Here is a 16,764-nt window from a genome sequence, read left to right on the forward strand (position 1 = left end):
GTTCCCGCTGCCCCCGTTCACACATCGCGACCCGACTCGCCCCCTGACCATCGTTCCATCTTTTATGGGACTTCATCATCCGAAAACGTTGGGACGCCCAATTCGCAATCCTCCAGAGTTGAAATCGCACCAACGCAATCGTGGCTCAAACCATCGTGCCCGATGAACCGACTTCTCGACACCTCGTGCGGTTGTTCGATCCCCGACGCCACGTTCTGCGACGAATCCTCCCGCACCGGCACCACATTCTTTTGAATGGAGCCTTGGTTGGCCAGCGATTGGGGTGCCCCACAGGATAATTGGAAACCGCTGCACCCGGTTGAAGAAGTTGGAAGCTTTTGGCGTTTCACACGATGAAACCTACCCCTCCGCCCATAGTGGCAAAGGTCCGTGGCGTCTCTCAATGACGTCGGGTGTTCAGCGGCATGACGATGTCCGTCAAGTCCGACGGTTGGATTGGTAGCGGGCTTGGGTTGGTTATGTGATCGCTGTCTTGGATTTCTTTTGCAACCACATCAATCGAGGAACCGAACTCGGCTATGAGGACCGCTCTGCAATGTAAAAGCAAAATCGAATCAATCCAATTGAGTTTGTAATCTTCGTCGCCACGCTTGAGCATCCATGCGAGCGCCCCTTCACGCGAATCGTCATCCGCGTCCCAAAGCCTGCGAACGAACCGAACGTGGCAACATTGCCAATGTGCGTACGAAGAAGTCGACAAAGCCGCTAGGCCCGCTCGGCGGATCCTTCATAGCAATTGCGACTTCATTCAGATCCATATTGCAGAACGGCAGGGTTTTGCGGGGGGCGGCGAATGACTTTTAAGCAAACGGAAAAGGGTGCCACCGCCGCTCCGTAACAACCCTTGGCCAACCTTTGCGGTGAATGAACGAGGAGTCATCGCGACCACCGCCCATTAACGCGACGACCAAGATATCGCTACCATCGACCTTGAAATGAATGATATAGGAAAACCGCTTAAGTCGGCACGGGCAAAGTCCGTTCTTGGCGATCGCGAACAGTAGTGGGTTGCCCTGGATTCAGCTTATCGCCGAAACGTATTCGGCAATAAATTCATCGCCGAGTCCCGGGAGCTAGTCGTCATACCAAGCGGCGGCATCGCAAACATCATTTTCGATCTCCGAACGCTACGTAACATGCCACATCACCGTTGCTTCTCGATGCGCCGCATCATTTCATCGCGCGACACGGCGGTCGATGGGTCTACATGGTCGGAAGCAAGTCGACGGTCAATTTCGGCTTGTTGCTCCGCAGACGGCGAAAGGTCAACATCGTCAGGCAGTGTGTCCCAAATTGCATGCACAATACGCAAGCGATCCCCAACCGGAAGTGTTGAAAGGTCAGAAATTGGTTGATCAACGTTCTTGTTAGATCCTCAAGCGATATTTAGCCGGGAGGGGGCCGAAGGTCGAGCGAGCAAAATGCTCGCGAATCACGGAGTTCTGCGACGTCAGGCGTACCGGCTCGCGCGAAGTCTCAAAGGCCCCTGACGCATGTCCAAGACGATTGCCAGTGGAGTCGGAATGACCAACAAGTGGATTGCCGAAAAAGGACGGAGCTCTATAAAACCTCTCTGGGCCGAGCTTGCTCCGCTTCGTCGAACCGCCTAGTGCGGACCCGCACGCTAGGTGGTGTGGGGGGCCGCGGTCAGCGATGGCCGCGGCTACCCGATTTATGCCGTGTTTTCATGAATTGTGGATCGACGGAAGGTATCGACCATTTGTTTGTACTCCACGCGATCAAATGTGAATGGCCCGACACCGCCGAGCCATTCGACCTTCGTCCCTATGTTTTCAGGCAACTCGTCTGGTTCAGAATGGTCGAGGCCCAATCGTTGCCACACGACTGCGTCAGCAGTAGAGGTAACGTCCGCCACAATGACAGAACATCGTAGATCAAGGTCATCCGGACAAATCGGAACTGGAGCAATCGAACGCGTAGCATGAGCGGGCATTATTCACTGCCATACCATTTGACGTTCCCGATCACCATGAATCCAGTCGAGCATCGCTGGCACAAGTCCATTGAGCTTCTGATGCGGACAAGCAGCAGAGAGGATGCGATCGAGCGGGCCCCCGTCAATGGCGATGACGAGATGTGGATCGCATACGAACTCCGTGTGCTGCATACATGCTGCGATTGTGTTCATGGAGCTCGGTGTGGTTCAGCGGCATAACGTTGGCGATCAGCGAGCCGCCGAATAAGAGCTTGCTATAAATTAAACGCGGTGTCGGCGGCTTCGCTGCATCGCTTGGTTATGCGAGATCACAATGAGTGTTTTAAGTGCATTCGGGGCAATGTTGGATCGCACTGACCCAGACTTTGAGGTCGAGTATTTGGGCAGTGGATTTAAGCTGGATGTGTTTCGCGTTTATCGCCGAGGCAGTGATGTTGAAACTGGCTCTCTTCGGTGTGGGGAGGTTCGGTGGCATATAGTACGATTCGACCTGCCGGAGGCGATGGAGTCACCTTCACCTTTGGTTGTGAGCGAAGACGAAGACGGCGAGTCGTGTTCTGCCCCTGGTTGGGACACGCGGCAAGGGTTTGTGGATTCATTGCAATTGGTTCCACGGGTTGCATAGCGTCTGAGGCATGGCAGCCCGATCCGGGAGCGCGGCCTCGAAAGCAGAATAAGGAATCGAATCAGGGAAGTCAATCAACTCGAAACGGGATCGGGCTTGTCCATCGCCGGCTTGTTAGCCGTTCGGACCTCACTACACGAAGGAAGGAAACGTGGCGTCGCTTAACACCGTGCCATTCACACCCTGACCCGTTTCACGCACCACGCTTGAAGTCTGTTCTATTTGCTGGGAGTGATGATGGGCTGATCGCGGCCGATAGCTGACAGGCACGCCATTTCTTCGGATGTGAGTGCACGATCAAAAACGGCAACACCTCCAATGTAGGCGGAAAGAGTTTTGTGGCGATTGCTGTGAATCACGCGCCCCACGGTGAATGGTCCGCCCTCGGCAAGCGTGCGCGGAGCATAAATATCGTGACCAAACCAATAGGGATTTGATTTCAGCGCTACGAGCGCGCTGGAGACCGTTTCGCTAACCTGCCCTTGACTGTCTTTACGTAAAGTGACACGCACTTTCGTGTATTCATAAGTGCGCTCGACAACGCGTTCTCCCGCAGTCTCAGACACAATCTTTTCGCTCAAAGGAGTTGTCTCCGGCGGCGAGTAAAATTCATTCGCTTCCGAGTCCGCTACCGGTTGCTTCGACGCAGCCAGTTTGCCCTTCTGCCAGGCTTCCGCTGCGTATTTGTAGTGTCGGTCCTTCTCTGGATTCTCGACCCACACTTCGCTGGATGAACCGTCAAGAAAGGACCTAACCGCTTTCGTTTGGCTATCGAAAGTGAATCCAATGGTTGACCATCCCTTATCGAGATCCGCCCCTTTGGCATCTACGCTGATCTTTTTCATCTTCTCAGACGTCGTTGACATATGCCGCGCATAACGATCTCCAAAGGTCGAGAGACCATTCTCGGAAATATGGGCACTTACGCCACCTGGATTCGCACCCAATCCGGCGAATAAGCCGAACTGCCGTGCTCCCTTGACCTGCACCGGAGCGGGATCTTTGACGCCGGGTGTATCCGTGCCCTCGAGCCACATTCCGGCAATGCCATGATCTTCCCCCTGATAGATGAGCCAAACCAACATGGTCACGGATTTACCGGGCCCTTTGATATCCAGCGGCGTATCGTGCAGCAAGGATCTCGGAACCATCAAAACCGGAAGGTCAGTCTCGGACTTCGGGTCCCGGAATTGCACCGCCTGCCCAAAAGGTCCACGATTCAGCAAAGGAAAATCAGCCAATGACGCCTCTTCCCCCTGGTGCCAGTAATCTACAGAAATATTATGTGGCTCAAGCACATACCGGTGCTCATCTCCCTTTGCTGTGTGCGCAACAAACTTCCCTGTTCCGTTGACTCCTTCTTCACGTTGCACAAAATCCCAGAAGGCGACCAGGCCCGGGGTCTCCGTCACGGATTCAACCCGCTCCTCATAAGTCTGGAGACGCGACTCCGATACAGGCGGTGCAGCGCGTGATATGCCGGTCTGAGCAACTACCAGAGCTGTGAAGAGCGGCAATGTAAATTTCGTTCGTGTCTGTTTTATTTTCATTTCTAAGTGCTTTCAAACGCTAGTAATACACCGTCACACATCCTCCACAAAAAAGATACTCCTGCTGGGCGGACTGAAAAAGGTTGCTCACGTCTTGAGAGACTCCAGTAGGGACGTTCCGGTCTACTGTTCCTAAGTCTTCTGGGAGCATAATTTGATTGGCGAACGGTAGCGATCAGCGGGCGGCGGGAGCGGATTCTCCATTGGCAGCAACGTCACCACCGCCGCTCCGTTGAATCGCATGGTTCGCCGCTTTGTAGGTTGGGCGGTCCGAAGTCGCTTGTTCGGCGCGAAGGCGATCTAATAGACCAGAGATTGTGCCACCGGATTCAACCAGCAGTCGTTCCCGTGTCGCATGCAATTCGTCAAGTATTGGATTCTTCGTCATCGTTTTCTCCGCCTAAAAATTCAGTCGGCGTGCAAATCAGCAGTTGGTCGTAACCCTGTTCTTCCAACAAGCGATAGACCCGAGGAAGTTCGTGAGCGTTTGCAATGTGCTTGCAGTTTTGCGTCAGTAGATAGTTTACACCGGCGATCGCGGCTGCGGCAACATGCACCGCATCGGCGGCCGCCTTTTGCGACATCATGTGCTTGGCAAGTATCAATTTGGCCAATGCATCGACATCTGGGCCGAGGGGAACCAATGGCAATCCATCTAGCATTTTAAGTCGATCGGAGGCCGCTGATGGATCGCCGTCAGATGCTTCAACAATTGTAAGCTGCGACGTGACAAGACTGAATTTCGGCCGCTCGACACTCCACCACTCGCGGCCTGATGTTGCAGCGCGGCGATCGGGATGTTTGGGCTTGGGCGTGCCGACGCGTGGCTGACGATTGAGGTTTCAATGTAAACAGTGTCCATGCCAAAATTGTAGCGTATGCACGCTAGCAACACTTCAGTCGGCGAACGCTGGCGATCACCCAGTCGTCGCAAAAAAACTATGATTCAAATTCGCGCCCGATCGGCGACTTGGGTGGATCGCTTGGTTCGTCGTTTCGATCTCCGAGGAAAAACGCGATTAGGCGATGTGCGAGCCAAATACGAAATTCCAGCGTTGTTGGCGGGCAATGCTTGCATGCCGGTATGACTTCACCGCAGGCATTGGGGGCTTCTGCGATGATTCGCCGGACAAGTTTCTCACCGGGAAAGGAAATGTCCTCCTCAGCACCGAGTACCAACAACGGCATTCTGAGTTGACGCAATTCGCTGTCAGATGCGAGGGGCGGAATTCGAAAGTCGAACGGCATGTCGTGCACGGCGTCGCCGGTGTATCCAGCCCAATCGTCATCCCATGTTGTAAATAATGGGGCAATCAAACGTTGCAGATTTCGCTTCGATCGGGAGAAGCGATAGCGAAGCATTGGCCAAGCCATCTTAATAAGCCCGGCAGTATGCGAACCGCGGACGATTCCAGCCGGGACTAACAGGGCCAACCGATCGATTCGCTCAGTAATCAACGTCGCCGTCTGGCGAGCGACGAATCCACCCCAACTCACCCCGAACATGTTGACCGTGTCGAGGTCTAAACCATCGAGAACATCGCATAGCCATTGGGCGTGAGCGCCATTTTTCAGGGACAATCGTATTTGCGGACCGTGAACGGATTGGCCCGGTAGGTCCGGAGCAATAATACGAAACCGGTCCAGAAGCGGATTGAGCTCCGAAACAAGAAATGCCGAGCCGGTCCGCATCGCGTGCAAGCATATGAGCGGTGGCGCGTCGGCTTGACCGGCAAGTAAGACGTGGCTCGGGCCATATCTCGATGGCACCTTGAGGCTCTCGACAGGCGGTTGGATTTTATCGCGAAAGCGATCGAACCATCCCACCAGCCTTTCGCGGGCAACTTCATCTCGCCAGACATTTTTTTGCAATGAGAACCTCCTATCGACGAACGACCCGCATCACGGGGTGGCGGGAGTCGATGTTGATTTTAAAAAATCCGCTGGCCACCGCCACTCCCGTGCATGCGATGGTTCTGCCACTTTTACGCTGCGGCTGCGATTGCCGAGACGCTGTTGATTATCGCGTCTGCGTCGCACGCGTATAGATCAGCCCCACCAAATGGATTCAATTCCAAGAGACGCAGTTGGCCATTGGATTCGCAAATATCAAGGACGTAGACGATGTCGGGTTGCGGAAGTGCGGAAGCGACCGTCGAGGCAAATGCTGCGGCCGTCGAGTCCAAGGGAACGATTACGGGCTTTCTGGTATGTGGATCGTAAGCCGATCCGGTGATGACCGCACGATTCACGACCAAGAAACGCCATTCGTGGCCGATTTGCTGAATGGGCGCAGCAACTACCGGTATCGAATCGTCCTCGTAGTAGAAACCATGATCGAGTTTGGCCAGTGTCAGCGTGGCTATATCGACAACCCGCCCACTGAATGGTTTCAGCGGACTGTCGGGACGCACAAATAGGCGATCGGTTGCGCCGAGTTGATCTGCAATCGTGCGAGCGTTAGCGACGAGTTCGCTTGCGGCGCAGACCGTCCACTCAACATGCACAAGCCATTGCCGCGCAGATTCGTACCATGATGAGCAACGAAATGATTCGACTGGGCAAAACGATCCCGGAGTCCAGTGAAGTTCATTGGTGATTCGTGCAGCGTTACCGAGCGAGCCATGAAAGACGACGGACGATTTAGGCACTCGCGATGGGACCCCATCGGACCACCAAGAGTCGGACCAATCAATGAGACGATGCCCGCGATCACGGATGGCGTTCCGGATCGGCTCGTGTGTCTCAGGAAAGATGTCGGGCTCAAGGACCCACGTTACGTCAGGCATGTGCTTTTGTGGCAGAACGTTTCGGATCACCAGGTGGCGGCACTGGACGGTCTAGCTACCACCAACCGTGGCCACCGACACTCTGGTGCATCCGTTGGTTATTTGAGTTTTGTTTTTCGAGGCCGATCAGTTCCAGCAACCGATCGAACGATGATATCGCAAGCGTCTGTCTGTCGCAAATCGAGTATCTGGTTGAATGCGATCTCGGTTTCGAAGTGACGAAAACATCGAGCCAGCATCGAGCAGCAGAGTCGCGAAACGTGTAAACGAAGTGATCGTTCATAGCCGGATTATCGCAAGCGTTCCAGTAATCGAACGCAGATCGTTTCCAGGTGTCCGAGAACCAAAGTCGAGTTCGTTGTCTGGTCAGTCCCGTGTCCCTCAATGGATTGCAGTGGCAAACGGTTCGGTACCGTATATCGTGCGTGGAAGCGTCGTTAGAGATTACGAAATCGATTAGCGGCAAATTCGGACGTCGGTCGAGCATTGTTTCCGCTCAGGTAGGTTTTGCTCAAATAACGGCAAGGATCAGCGGGCGGCGGGAGTTGACGTTGATATCACGAAAGATCGCACCACCGCCGCTCCGTTGAATCCCATGGTTCTGGCTGTTTACGACGGACGACCAAGGCAACAGTTGATCCTGGGCTCCAGTATACCCGTTATTGCGCGTGATGTCGCCGGGATCTAGGTTCCATCCAAAAGGCGATCGCCCCCAGCGTCCCAGCAGCCAGACCGATCACAAGGACGCGCCAGAAGGTGTCGAAGTAGTCGCTCGCGATGGTATACGTGCCGTGTCCGAACCACAGGACGTCAGCAACAAAGTAAGCCGTAGCGATCGCAGGACCGCATATAAATGCGATCACTGGTGCCCAATTGAATCCGCGTTTCGCATTGTCCTTTCGATGGAGCCATCGCAACAACGCGACGCCCAGCACAAGCAGGACGAATGCGGCAATCAAGTTGCCTTGCATTCGTGTCGCGCCGATGAGGGATGTTTCATGCATGTCGAAGAGATTGAGCGGCGTACGTGAATAGCTCGCCAGCCAGAACGGTTGTGATCAGCGGGGACGGGCGAATAGCTTGCAAGCAGACGAGAAAACGGACCACCCGTCTTCCGTTGAATCACATGGTTACCCGCCGTCACGCGCCCGTCCAATACGAAAAGCGAGTTCGTCGCGCAGCCAGTTCTCTGCAGTCGCCACTTCCTCTGGAGTCTTGTGGTTTTCAAATCCCTGCCCGGAGTACCAGGGGGCAGGCCATTGAGTGTGGTGATCGCGAGTCCACAACGCAAGAAGTTGCAGCGTTTCTCGGAGTTCGTGTTGAAACGGGTAGGCAGCCCGAATATTGGCGGGGAACAAAGCGAGAGCGTCGAGAAACGCATCGTTCAAGAGATGCTTCGAGTGGCCTTCGGAGACAAATTCTCGTGCGAGCATTCGAATGTCGTGACATGCATCGTCAGAATGTAGGGCGGCATCAATGCGAGCCGAAATGTCAAGCATCACAGAACGGTTTCCAGTCACACGCTTTCCGTCGGGTAACGGCCCGGATAACCGGGGACCGGGAGTTGAGCATCCATTCGGAAAACTGTCCACCGGTCCTCCGGTTCATCCGTTCGTTCTGCCTCGATTCTGGGTCTCCCAACTGAAGACATCGCCCTCGGGTAAGTCTGTGATCCCGGTCAGTCGAAGCATGTAGAGCAGTTGTGCGCGGTGGTGCATACTGTGAGTGATTACGTGCGCAATTGCGGTGCCAAACCGTTTGTTTCGCGGTGGGTTTTCGAGGTGATCGTACCACATTTCGTCCCAACCGCCGGAATCAGCAGTCTGTCGAGCAATCGTTCCTAACCGTGCGCTTGCGACCTCGAGCCGTCGAGTCATAGCAGAGATTGATGCGTCCGAAGCGCGTTCAATTGGGTCGTTGGCCATCAGTGACGACCAGATCTCCATGTTGTGGATGATATGATCGAGCGTTCGACGTATCGTCTGGTGACCAATATCGAATGGTCGGTCTAGTTCATCGTCTGCCAGCTGCGCACAGATTCCAAGGAGTTGCTCAGTGGCCCAAGCGTCATGTCCGAGGAATCGATCAAGTAGGTCCATTGAAGCAATTGGCAGAACGCTACGCATCAGCGGGCCGGCGCGATACGCGTTGATCTCAAAACCGACCCGACCGCCGGCTCCGTTGCATGCGATTGTTACCCGCCGTTCTCAGCAAGTGCAGTAGTCTCATGGTTCCAAAAGGTACCGTCAGCAATTGCATCAGGGTCGATGGAACCAATTGCAGTTAACAAGTCTTTGGGCTCTCCCTTATGCCGGTGGGTTAAGTATAGGCAGAGCGATTCGGCGAGAGTAGAGACCGAAGCATTGATGAAAACTCGAGCGTTTAAGTTGTCGTGATTTATGTAGACAACCTCAGCACCTGTATCCATGTCGAGGCAAACATAGTCGCCGTACGCGTTGGAGCCAATCGCGAGCATCTGCGGGAATCCCTCGATAGGTGATAGTCGACGCTTCGGATCGAGATCGAACGTCAACCACGGCGACGCAGAGTTCGGCAACCCGACCTCTGTGAGAATCGCCGCGTCTTGAGGATTCAGTTCGTGTGCGGCAACGACTTGAGGGTCAAAGGCCACAAAGCGTTCGAGGTCAAGTTCTTCTCGCAGTTCGTCTGGCACATCAGGAAGCGATGCAATGTATCGCGATTTGAATTCCGTTGGTGTCATTCGATTTCAGTCGGGTAACGCCAGCCGTCACCGGGTACGGACAGTTGATTTTCCATTCCAAAAACCTTGCAAGCCGTACTCCGGTGCACGGCATTGTTATCCGCAGCTTTGGTTGGAGGATGGGTGCGCACCGCACGCCCCTCGACAACTACGAGTGTAGCGATCCGCCTATGACGACTGCAAGCATCGACCTCGCACAAATCACGACCGGGCTTCATCAAGTTGCTTCACGAGTTTGGCGTACTGGCCCTTGGTTAGAAAAACGCGGTAGCAACCGTTGGTCAGCTCGCTAAAGTCAACATTGTTTTGCGTGTCAGTATCCCAGCTAATGATTTGGCGTGAGTACAGGTCGATGTCGATGAAGTAGTAGTATTTCGTGTTCGGGTCTTTACGGCGGGCGGTCATTGCAGATTTCCAAGTTGCAATTCGAGCGAGCGTCCGGTTCTGCGCCAAGTTTGTTCAGACGCAACGAGCGACATTTGCCGGGCGAATGATCGTCCAGTCTGTTTTCCTGCTGTGTGAATCGCGTTTGTAGACGCCGCAAGTTCGAGCATGCTAAGTCGGATAACGGCACCGATCAGCCGGTCGCGGTGGTTGATCTTCCATTTCGAAACGCCCCGCTACCGCGACTCGGTTGCATCGGATGGTTCGCCGCTTTTTGTCGTCGGTGCTAGATAGTAGATACAGTCAGACCGGAACCAGACATATCCGGCCCCAATTGTGAGGATGCAGTATACCACGATTGATGCGGGATACGCACCTGCGGCAAGCAAGCGAGGTGTGTCAAGGAAGCGGTCACCCGATAGCCAAGCCAATGCGAGATAGCCGCCATTCGCGATCACACAAAAGTCAGCGATGAACCAAGCCCAGCGTTTGCGGATGATCGACGCAGCAATCAGTGGGACGGCGACGCCAAGCAGTGGCCCAGCCCAAAGAGTCACGAGCGGGTGCGGATCGGGAGAGTGCAAGCTATACGGCATCCGCCACGGGACGAGGTCAAAGTCGGTGAGTGTCGCGCCGCAAGCCATGCCGCCGACGATGTGTCCGCATTCGTGCGTGAAGGTCATGACGACCCAAGCGGCTGCAAGCAAGGTGGCAAAGATGGAGTAGCGACGTATCAATCAGCGTGACCAGTTAAGCATCAGTATCTGTCGGCGAACGGCGGCGTTGACCGGGCCGCCGCCAATCAACCTTGACTTCAGGAACGACGCGACCGGCGGCTCCGCGTCCAACGCTTTGTTATTTTGCTTGTTCTTTGAGTTGGGCCAACGCTTCGTGCCACATGTCATTCTCATCGATTGTCTTGGGAAAGAACAGGTCAGTCATGAATTCTTCGAATGTTGGTGCTATAGGTTCCCAATCACCGCCCTTGAAAAAGAACGTCGACACACAATCCGAGTTCCGATCCCAAATCAACGGAGAACCTGAGGCATCATTTCCGAGGATCAAGTGTTGTCCTTTCGCTAGTGGCGAAGTTCCATCGGGATAGTAGTCTGTCAGATGTTCGTGCCAATAAGCGTTTTGAAGGGTTAGTCGTTCACGCTCCGATAACTCTGTTGACAGCCCGAGCCAGTTGTAATCGGCGAAGAACCCGCCGTCACATAATTGGAATAGTTCGTGAACGGGTTTTGAGGCCGGAAGATTCTGCGGCCATGGAGCGTTGACGGGCGGATTGGCTGTGAATACTAGCAGCGGAAAAGTATCTGACTTACCGATCGTCACGAGATCACGGAGCGCTTGCCGCCAGTCATGCACGATTCAGTTCCTGCAAAATAACGGCAATGTTAACCGGGTGGCGACGGTTGACGTTGATTTCAAAAACCGGCATGTTCGCCACTCCGGTTCAACATATTGTTATCTGGCACCTTTTCTCGCATAGCGATCGAGTACTGCGTCCGCCATTTGTTCAGGTGTCAGTTCATCCGGGTCGCTACCATCGTCAAAATAATGATTGGGCCAAAAAACCAAATCAGAAACCTGAGAATCGCCAAAGGATTTCTCGATTGTTGTAAACGCATATTGAAGGTATGCATCATCCGCTGGATCTTGGGTTATACGCGTGAATATTTTGATCAATTCAGTTCGATCAAGACTTGGGTCAGCCTTCGTCAGTTTCGCCGTCAGTAAACGCCGCACATAAGCATCATGTTCTTCCGCGCCGTAAACGCCTTGGAATTCCAAATAAGGAATGTGGGTACCGGCCATCGCGTTGAATGTTTTTACCAGTTCCGCAGAATCCGTTTCGCTTGAGCCATCAATTTCGGATGCTAATTTGCTAAGCGTTTGAACCAAAGCCTCATCGAGTACGGGTGGAGTTCGCGTCATAGGTCTCTAGCCAGATAACGATAGCGATAACCGGGTGGCCGCGGTTGATCTTCCATATGAAAACGCGCTGTCGGCCACTCCGCGTTCATCGCTTGGTTATCCGCCGAGCATTGGATCGTTGCAGCTTTTAAGATCCGTGGTCAGAATTCGATGCCCGAACCATCCAGTAGAATGCGAGTCCCATGATTGCAGGCAGGGTTGTGGCATTTAGTCGTTCGATTTTAAGAATCTTACCAGAATATGTCCAGCATGTATCCATGAAGGTGAATTTGCTTGAGCGTGGAAAGGGATTTGAAGTACCCGCAACAGTTGCAGTTCGCCGGAGACCAAGAATTCCGCCGTAGTGAATTGCTGCGATAGTCGACGTACCGTCAGAGATACAGTGTTCACCATGCCCCGCGAGGAATTTCAGCCCACGTTCCGAGTGCGGCCGAGACGAAAGGACTATAGATCCGCCTTCGTCGACGACGTCGAACTTGAATCGACTATCGGTTACAACAGTGCGAAATTCGTGTTCTCCGTCAGCACAAGCAACGATAGTTAGCGGAGGGTATTTGTCGCATCGGAGTTTGAGCATCATGGGCTTGCGTTCAGGCCTTCACTCGCACATCAGTCGGATAACGTTTGTGATCACGCGGTCGCCGCGAGCGATCCTCCGCTTCAAAAACCACGACTCGGCGACTCGTCGTGCATCACGTTGTTATCCGACTATCATTCCACGGACTCCCTGCGAAGCCACTCAACACCTGTGATTCCAAGACTGTCGCACTTATTGCGAAACGATTGTGACACGACAAGCCTTCGATATTCATATGCAATCCGAAATATCTCGCGATCACCCGCAAGCGACCGGACGATACGGTAGCCTTTGACTGGATCGAATTCGGGTAAGAAACCGTCGTAAGGGGGCGGCAACACATCGGCAGGGTCAAGACACTCCAGTTGTTCATACAATTGAACCACAGAGTAACCCGCGATCAGTTTGTCGGGCGCGACCTTCTTGGACCGGTAGAGGCGAATTGGAAACACTTGGCAATGCTGAGTGGCTGCCTGAATTAGATCACGCATCCGGTCACTGCAAATAAACCAACGCACCGCGTACAACAAGTCTAACTCCTTGCCGCGCGCCTGAAGATGAAACGTGGCATTCTCGGTTAGCGGATAATCCAGTTTCTGATTGGAAATTACCCTTTGCAGCATCACTGGATCATTGTCGAGCAGGTCATCGTGAACATCAACGCTGTTGCTGGCTTGCGCGACGTGAAGTTCGTAGTAGACGCTTGAAGACGGCCGCGTACTTTGCTCCGGGAAGACGGTAACTGTGCTCTCGTGAGGGCCAAAGGCGATCTGCCCGCCACGAGACGTTAGAGGCGATCCGAGGGATTCGTCTCGCGAAAACAAGTCGAGCAGGGCGGATCGTAACGCCAAATCGTCCCACTGTCTTGTAGATGAAATCTCGCCGCTAGTCGGTGCCTCCCACTGCCATTCCGAGAGCGCGCCGAGCGAAGAGGGGTCTTCAGGGTGAAAGTCAGGAAGTGAGTATCCAAACGCGTGGAAGGAGATGACCTTCCGCGGTCCTCGTCGGGCGTCATTCCATTCAAGGTAGACGAGGGACACGTTGTCGGGAGCGTCTGCCACTACGGACGTGATCCAACTCGCGAGTGATTTGGGAATCGGATTCATTGTGAACGTCTAGCCGGATAACGACCGCCATCACCGGGTGGCGGGAGTAAAGTTTCCATTTCAAATCCGCTGGCCACCGCCACTCCGGTGCATGGCATGGTTCGCGGATCGCTTGTGCGTGTTAATGCCGATCGATTGCCCCAATTCATTGAGTTGGCCACTCGTCAGCAGCAGGCGTCTCAAGCTTCGATACACCTGTAGGGCTGCGTTTAGGAATACTGCGTTTTGATTTCGCGGAAAACGGATCAACGCCCTTGGGGTACATTATATCAAATGGACGAGAGTCACGAAATGGCCAAAGATTTGTGTAGGCATCTCCATCTACATCGCGATAGGAGACACGAAGATTCTTTTCGACCTGGTTCGTCCCCAGATAGGTTCGAAAGTTCTTGAACGCAGCCAATGGGGAGTCCGTGTAGACGAAGAAGTTCGTGGTCCCTGATCCCGTGTCGTACCCGTCGACGTCGCAGGTCTTTGGTAGTGATGCAATCAGCTTGGCTTCGAACGCAATGAGATCGTCGAGCGTTGGGAAATACGCCTCTGGAAATTGGAATATGACTTGGTATCGCATAAACGTGTCAGATGAGTGGTCGGCGAGACATCACGGCTCCGCGAACGGCAGCGGTAACGGGGCCGCCGCCAAAAAACTATGATTTCAAAACCGGCGTCATCGGCGGCTCCCGTTCACCGCATTGTTCGCCGACTCATCTGCGTGTGAACCGGCAGGTTGATCCAAACTCTCAACGCGTCGTCGCACGTGGGCGTCAAATGCATCCACGTCGAAGTCGTCTGATTTCTTGACACGCGATCGCACGAATGAGAGTGCAGTAGCGAATTCGCGAACAAGACAATCGAACTCCGATGGCGGCAATGTAGTTATTGATGATCTGAACATGGAATCCGAGTGAACCCACGCGCTTGCGTAAGAAACTTCAAAAAGACGAGCCTTTCGGCGAAATCGAATGAACGGCAATGTCGCCAGTCCCTCTTGAAAACGATCCAACATGAATTCGAGGCCAGTGATGATCGGATCACGCGTCTGGCAGCGGGGGTAAATGTCAATCTGCTCGATCGCATTCCCGAATGAATCGGGTTCACCGGCCATCAGGAAATCAACGCATCGCATGATACACGGACCGCTAGCGCCCCCGTTGTACGTCACGATGAGGGGAACGATTTTCACAGGCGGAGACCTCTGTAGGCGAACGCCACCCGTAACCGGGTCGCGTCGAAAAAGTTTACCATCGCCAAAACGCTTGAAACGCGACTCCGGTTCACGGGATTGTTATCCGCCAGTCAGCAGTCCACTGGAGCGTACCAAGTGGCGTTGGCCAACACGAGTTGATCGAGGAATGTCAGCAGGTCGGGAATGTCCCCAGCGGCGTCAAATCCTTCAGTCTGGAGCTGCCGGGCAAGCTGCGGCTTTCGGGGTGTCAACCCGTCGACCAAAGTTTTGTAGTTGCGAAATGTGTCGGCGATTTGCTTCACCTGGGTGGGCGATACGACGGCGTGTTCGGGCCAGTAGATGCGTTCCGATGGTTCGACTGCGTTAATCGAGGCAGGCAATTCGTGGAATCGAAGCGGTGTTAGTTGCAGATATCTAGCATCGCGGCCAGATTGATCAACGGCCTCATGGGCGAAATCAAAAAGACAGGCAGATACTCCGTCGACGTCAAGGATCGTGAAGTCTCCTGTTGATCGCATTTCAGAATCGCGAAGTGCTTCTTGTATTGCACCGTCCCAAGCAACCATCTCTGGTTCCGATAGGTCGGCATACCAATCGTCAGCAAGCAATCGTTCGGCGACCCATGAAACCGGTTCAGACTTCCACTTTGGCGGATTTTTTTTAGAGAAATAGGCGTTTGATTGGGGGTTCTCAGTTAAGTGATTAGCAAAGGAACGCAACTGCGATTCACTGGGGGTCGAAAGCAAACTATCGAGCTTTGCGGTGTCGATTGCGTACAATTGATAGAGTACCATTTATGTCCCGCTGGATTAGATGTGCGAGTGGAATGATTTCAGTCGGATAACGCTTGTGTTCACCGGGCGGCGGCGAACGACATTGACTTCAAGACCGACGCCGCCCGCCGCTCCGTGTGCAACACATTGTTCGTCGCCGTGTTTAGGGCGATTATTGTCGTACGGCCTCGCCGTTGACTACAAATTTGATTCCATCGAAGGCAGGTGCTCCCCGTCTGACGGCACGACGATCATTCTAATGTCTTTGGCACGAACCAAGAAGCGAGTTTTCGCTTCGTCTTCGAGTATCACCATGCCGTTGAGTTCAAACGGCAGGTGCGTCTTCATTGTTTGGGAATTTGTGAACCCGATGAATCGCACACGTTCGAACGGCTTGTGGCCAGCGACGTGCACGGTGGCCAGCGTGTCTTTCTTCAGCACACCACGCACGGCAATTGTGTCTGGTTTTGCACCGCCAGTGATCCACGCCATGCCTCTGTAGAATAGTGTCAGTAGGACGATGGCGGACACGATTGCCGCGGCAATGCCACCTGCGATACTGATTGTTTCAACAAACGGGTGCATTGACGAATTCTAATCGGGTCTGGCGTGATCGAAGAATGAAGCGACGATTTTCAGGCGACGAACGTTACACATCACCGAGTCGGGACGGTTGATGTTCCATTTGAAAAAGCCCGCAAGCCCGACTTCGGTGCATGTGATGGTTCCCCGCCGTTTGGGTCGATCCACTACGAGTCGGCTTTCGCCGCCAAGCGACGCTCCATTTCAGGATCCCATTTCTCGGGCAAGTCGATCAGTCGCAGTTCGTAGACCAACAATTCTTTTCCGGGAAGGTCAGGGTATGTCTTGCGTTCATTATACGTCAAGTTGGGCGGTACGATGACGGTCCGTCGTCCGCCAATTCGCATGCCGAGCAATCCGTATTCAATTCCGGCGTTGCAGTCACGCCCACCAACTCGGATTAGGTACGGGGAGTTCGTGTCAGAGGAAAACAGCACCTCGCCTTTGCGTTGGGTGCAAACGCAATTGCAGATAGCGAGATCGCCGGGCACACATGGTCGTCCAGAACCAATTTCGTGGTCGGTAATCTTGAGGCTGCGTGGCGGCTTCAT

At 53.8% G+C, this 16,764-nt stretch carries 20 protein-coding genes; all 20 read right to left on the reverse strand.

Features of this window, described 5'->3' with window-relative positions:
- Positions 1 to 1,165: 1,165 nt before the first annotated feature.
- Entirely contained in the window at positions 1,166 to 1,369 is a 204-nt protein-coding gene (locus tag Poly24_RS17355) for an addiction module protein (RefSeq protein WP_145103059.1), read from the reverse strand.
- A 1,452-nt stretch (positions 1,370 to 2,821) separates the two neighbouring features.
- Positions 2,822 to 4,153 carry a hypothetical protein gene (locus Poly24_RS17360; protein ID WP_145098180.1) on the reverse strand — a complete coding sequence of 444 codons (1,332 nt, stop codon included), beginning with the start codon at positions 4,151 to 4,153 and terminating at the stop codon, positions 2,822 to 2,824.
- A gap of 175 nt (positions 4,154 to 4,328) precedes the next feature.
- Complete coding sequence (locus Poly24_RS17365) at positions 4,329 to 4,541, reverse strand: hypothetical protein (protein ID WP_145098183.1); 213 nt, start codon at positions 4,539 to 4,541, stop codon at positions 4,329 to 4,331.
- Positions 4,519 to 4,815 carry a PIN domain-containing protein gene (locus Poly24_RS17370; protein ID WP_145098186.1) on the reverse strand — a complete coding sequence of 99 codons (297 nt, stop codon included), beginning with the start codon at positions 4,813 to 4,815 and terminating at the stop codon, positions 4,519 to 4,521. Before Poly24_RS17370 ends, Poly24_RS17365 begins: the two co-directional genes overlap by 23 nt.
- A 277-nt stretch (positions 4,816 to 5,092) precedes the next feature.
- Positions 5,093 to 6,025: an alpha/beta fold hydrolase gene (locus Poly24_RS17375; protein ID WP_145098189.1), complete on the reverse strand. Its 933-nt coding sequence runs from the start codon at positions 6,023 to 6,025 to the stop codon at positions 5,093 to 5,095.
- Positions 6,026 to 6,138: 113 nt separating this feature from the next.
- Positions 6,139 to 6,660 carry an ATP-grasp domain-containing protein gene (locus Poly24_RS27865; protein WP_391556895.1) on the reverse strand — a complete coding sequence of 174 codons (522 nt, stop codon included), beginning with the start codon at positions 6,658 to 6,660 and terminating at the stop codon, positions 6,139 to 6,141.
- A gap of 941 nt (positions 6,661 to 7,601) precedes the next feature.
- A complete protein-coding gene (locus Poly24_RS17385) occupies positions 7,602 to 7,946 on the reverse strand; it encodes a hypothetical protein (protein ID WP_145098195.1) in 345 nt (114 codons plus the stop codon).
- 126 nt (positions 7,947 to 8,072) lie between these two features.
- A complete protein-coding gene (locus Poly24_RS17390) occupies positions 8,073 to 8,375 on the reverse strand; it encodes a hypothetical protein (RefSeq protein ID WP_145098197.1) in 303 nt (100 codons plus the stop codon).
- A gap of 171 nt (positions 8,376 to 8,546) precedes the next feature.
- Positions 8,547 to 9,068: a DinB family protein gene (locus tag Poly24_RS27870; protein ID WP_391556896.1), complete on the reverse strand. Its 522-nt coding sequence runs from the start codon at positions 9,066 to 9,068 to the stop codon at positions 8,547 to 8,549.
- Positions 9,069 to 9,136: 68 nt separating this feature from the next.
- The gene (locus Poly24_RS17400) at positions 9,137 to 9,664 is read right to left on the reverse strand and encodes an SUKH-4 family immunity protein (RefSeq protein ID WP_145098204.1); all 528 of its coding nucleotides are present in this window, start codon (positions 9,662 to 9,664) and stop codon (positions 9,137 to 9,139) included.
- 201 nt (positions 9,665 to 9,865) lie between these two features.
- Positions 9,866 to 10,069, reverse strand: coding sequence for a hypothetical protein (locus Poly24_RS17405; RefSeq protein ID WP_145098207.1), 204 nt, complete (start codon positions 10,067 to 10,069; stop codon positions 9,866 to 9,868).
- Between the two features lie 215 nt (positions 10,070 to 10,284).
- On the reverse strand, positions 10,285 to 10,755 hold the full coding sequence (locus tag Poly24_RS17410; protein ID WP_315852210.1) for a hypothetical protein: 471 nt from the start codon (positions 10,753 to 10,755) through the stop codon (positions 10,285 to 10,287).
- A 148-nt stretch (positions 10,756 to 10,903) separates the two neighbouring features.
- On the reverse strand, positions 10,904 to 11,419 hold the full coding sequence (locus tag Poly24_RS17415; protein ID WP_145098211.1) for a hypothetical protein: 516 nt from the start codon (positions 11,417 to 11,419) through the stop codon (positions 10,904 to 10,906).
- 99 nt (positions 11,420 to 11,518) lie between these two features.
- Positions 11,519 to 11,989 (reverse strand): hypothetical protein, encoded by a 471-nt coding sequence (locus Poly24_RS17420; protein WP_145098215.1) that lies wholly within the window; start codon positions 11,987 to 11,989, stop codon positions 11,519 to 11,521.
- 711 nt (positions 11,990 to 12,700) lie between these two features.
- On the reverse strand, positions 12,701 to 13,672 hold the full coding sequence (locus Poly24_RS17425) for an imm11 family protein (protein WP_145098219.1): 972 nt from the start codon (positions 13,670 to 13,672) through the stop codon (positions 12,701 to 12,703).
- Between the two features lie 145 nt (positions 13,673 to 13,817).
- The gene (locus Poly24_RS17430) at positions 13,818 to 14,243 is read right to left on the reverse strand and encodes a hypothetical protein (protein ID WP_145098223.1); all 426 of its coding nucleotides are present in this window, start codon (positions 14,241 to 14,243) and stop codon (positions 13,818 to 13,820) included.
- A 96-nt stretch (positions 14,244 to 14,339) separates the two neighbouring features.
- A complete protein-coding gene (locus Poly24_RS27135) occupies positions 14,340 to 14,855 on the reverse strand; it encodes a hypothetical protein (protein ID WP_197451989.1) in 516 nt (171 codons plus the stop codon).
- A 113-nt stretch (positions 14,856 to 14,968) separates the two neighbouring features.
- Positions 14,969 to 15,652 carry a hypothetical protein gene (locus Poly24_RS17435; protein WP_145098227.1) on the reverse strand — a complete coding sequence of 228 codons (684 nt, stop codon included), beginning with the start codon at positions 15,650 to 15,652 and terminating at the stop codon, positions 14,969 to 14,971.
- A gap of 177 nt (positions 15,653 to 15,829) precedes the next feature.
- Complete coding sequence (locus Poly24_RS17440) at positions 15,830 to 16,216, reverse strand: hypothetical protein (RefSeq protein WP_145098231.1); 387 nt, start codon at positions 16,214 to 16,216, stop codon at positions 15,830 to 15,832.
- A 164-nt stretch (positions 16,217 to 16,380) separates the two neighbouring features.
- Positions 16,381 to 16,764 (reverse strand): FKBP-type peptidyl-prolyl cis-trans isomerase, encoded by a 384-nt coding sequence (locus Poly24_RS17445; protein WP_145098234.1) that lies wholly within the window; start codon positions 16,762 to 16,764, stop codon positions 16,381 to 16,383.

Origin of the sequence: Rosistilla carotiformis (assembly GCF_007753095.1) — a bacterium.
Lineage (GTDB): Bacteria > Planctomycetota > Planctomycetia > Pirellulales > Pirellulaceae > Rosistilla > Rosistilla carotiformis.

Coding starts and splice junctions, on each gene's coding strand:
- Poly24_RS17420 (WP_145098215.1), bottom strand. CDS start 11,989: ATGACGCGAACTCCACCCGTACTCGATGAGGCTTTGGTTCAAACGCTT.
- Poly24_RS17425 (WP_145098219.1), bottom strand. CDS start 13,672: ATGAATCCGATTCCCAAATCACTCGCGAGTTGGATCACGTCCGTAGTG.
- Poly24_RS17445 (WP_145098234.1), bottom strand. CDS start 16,764: ATGAAGCCGCCACGCAGCCTCAAGATTACCGACCACGAAATTGGTTCT.
- Poly24_RS17360 (WP_145098180.1), bottom strand. CDS start 4,153: ATGAAAATAAAACAGACACGAACGAAATTTACATTGCCGCTCTTCACA.
- Poly24_RS17390 (WP_145098197.1), bottom strand. CDS start 8,375: ATGCTCGCACGAGAATTTGTCTCCGAAGGCCACTCGAAGCATCTCTTG.
- Poly24_RS17365 (WP_145098183.1), bottom strand. CDS start 4,541: ATGACGAAGAATCCAATACTTGACGAATTGCATGCGACACGGGAACGA.
- Poly24_RS27870 (WP_391556896.1), bottom strand. CDS start 9,068: ATGCGTAGCGTTCTGCCAATTGCTTCAATGGACCTACTTGATCGATTC.
- Poly24_RS17440 (WP_145098231.1), bottom strand. CDS start 16,216: ATGCACCCGTTTGTTGAAACAATCAGTATCGCAGGTGGCATTGCCGCG.
- Poly24_RS17405 (WP_145098207.1), bottom strand. CDS start 10,069: ATGACCGCCCGCCGTAAAGACCCGAACACGAAATACTACTACTTCATC.
- Poly24_RS17385 (WP_145098195.1), bottom strand. CDS start 7,946: ATGCATGAAACATCCCTCATCGGCGCGACACGAATGCAAGGCAACTTG.
- Poly24_RS17370 (WP_145098186.1), bottom strand. CDS start 4,815: ATGCTAGATGGATTGCCATTGGTTCCCCTCGGCCCAGATGTCGATGCA.
- Poly24_RS17400 (WP_145098204.1), bottom strand. CDS start 9,664: ATGACACCAACGGAATTCAAATCGCGATACATTGCATCGCTTCCTGAT.
- Poly24_RS17430 (WP_145098223.1), bottom strand. CDS start 14,243: ATGCGATACCAAGTCATATTCCAATTTCCAGAGGCGTATTTCCCAACG.
- Poly24_RS17435 (WP_145098227.1), bottom strand. CDS start 15,652: ATGGTACTCTATCAATTGTACGCAATCGACACCGCAAAGCTCGATAGT.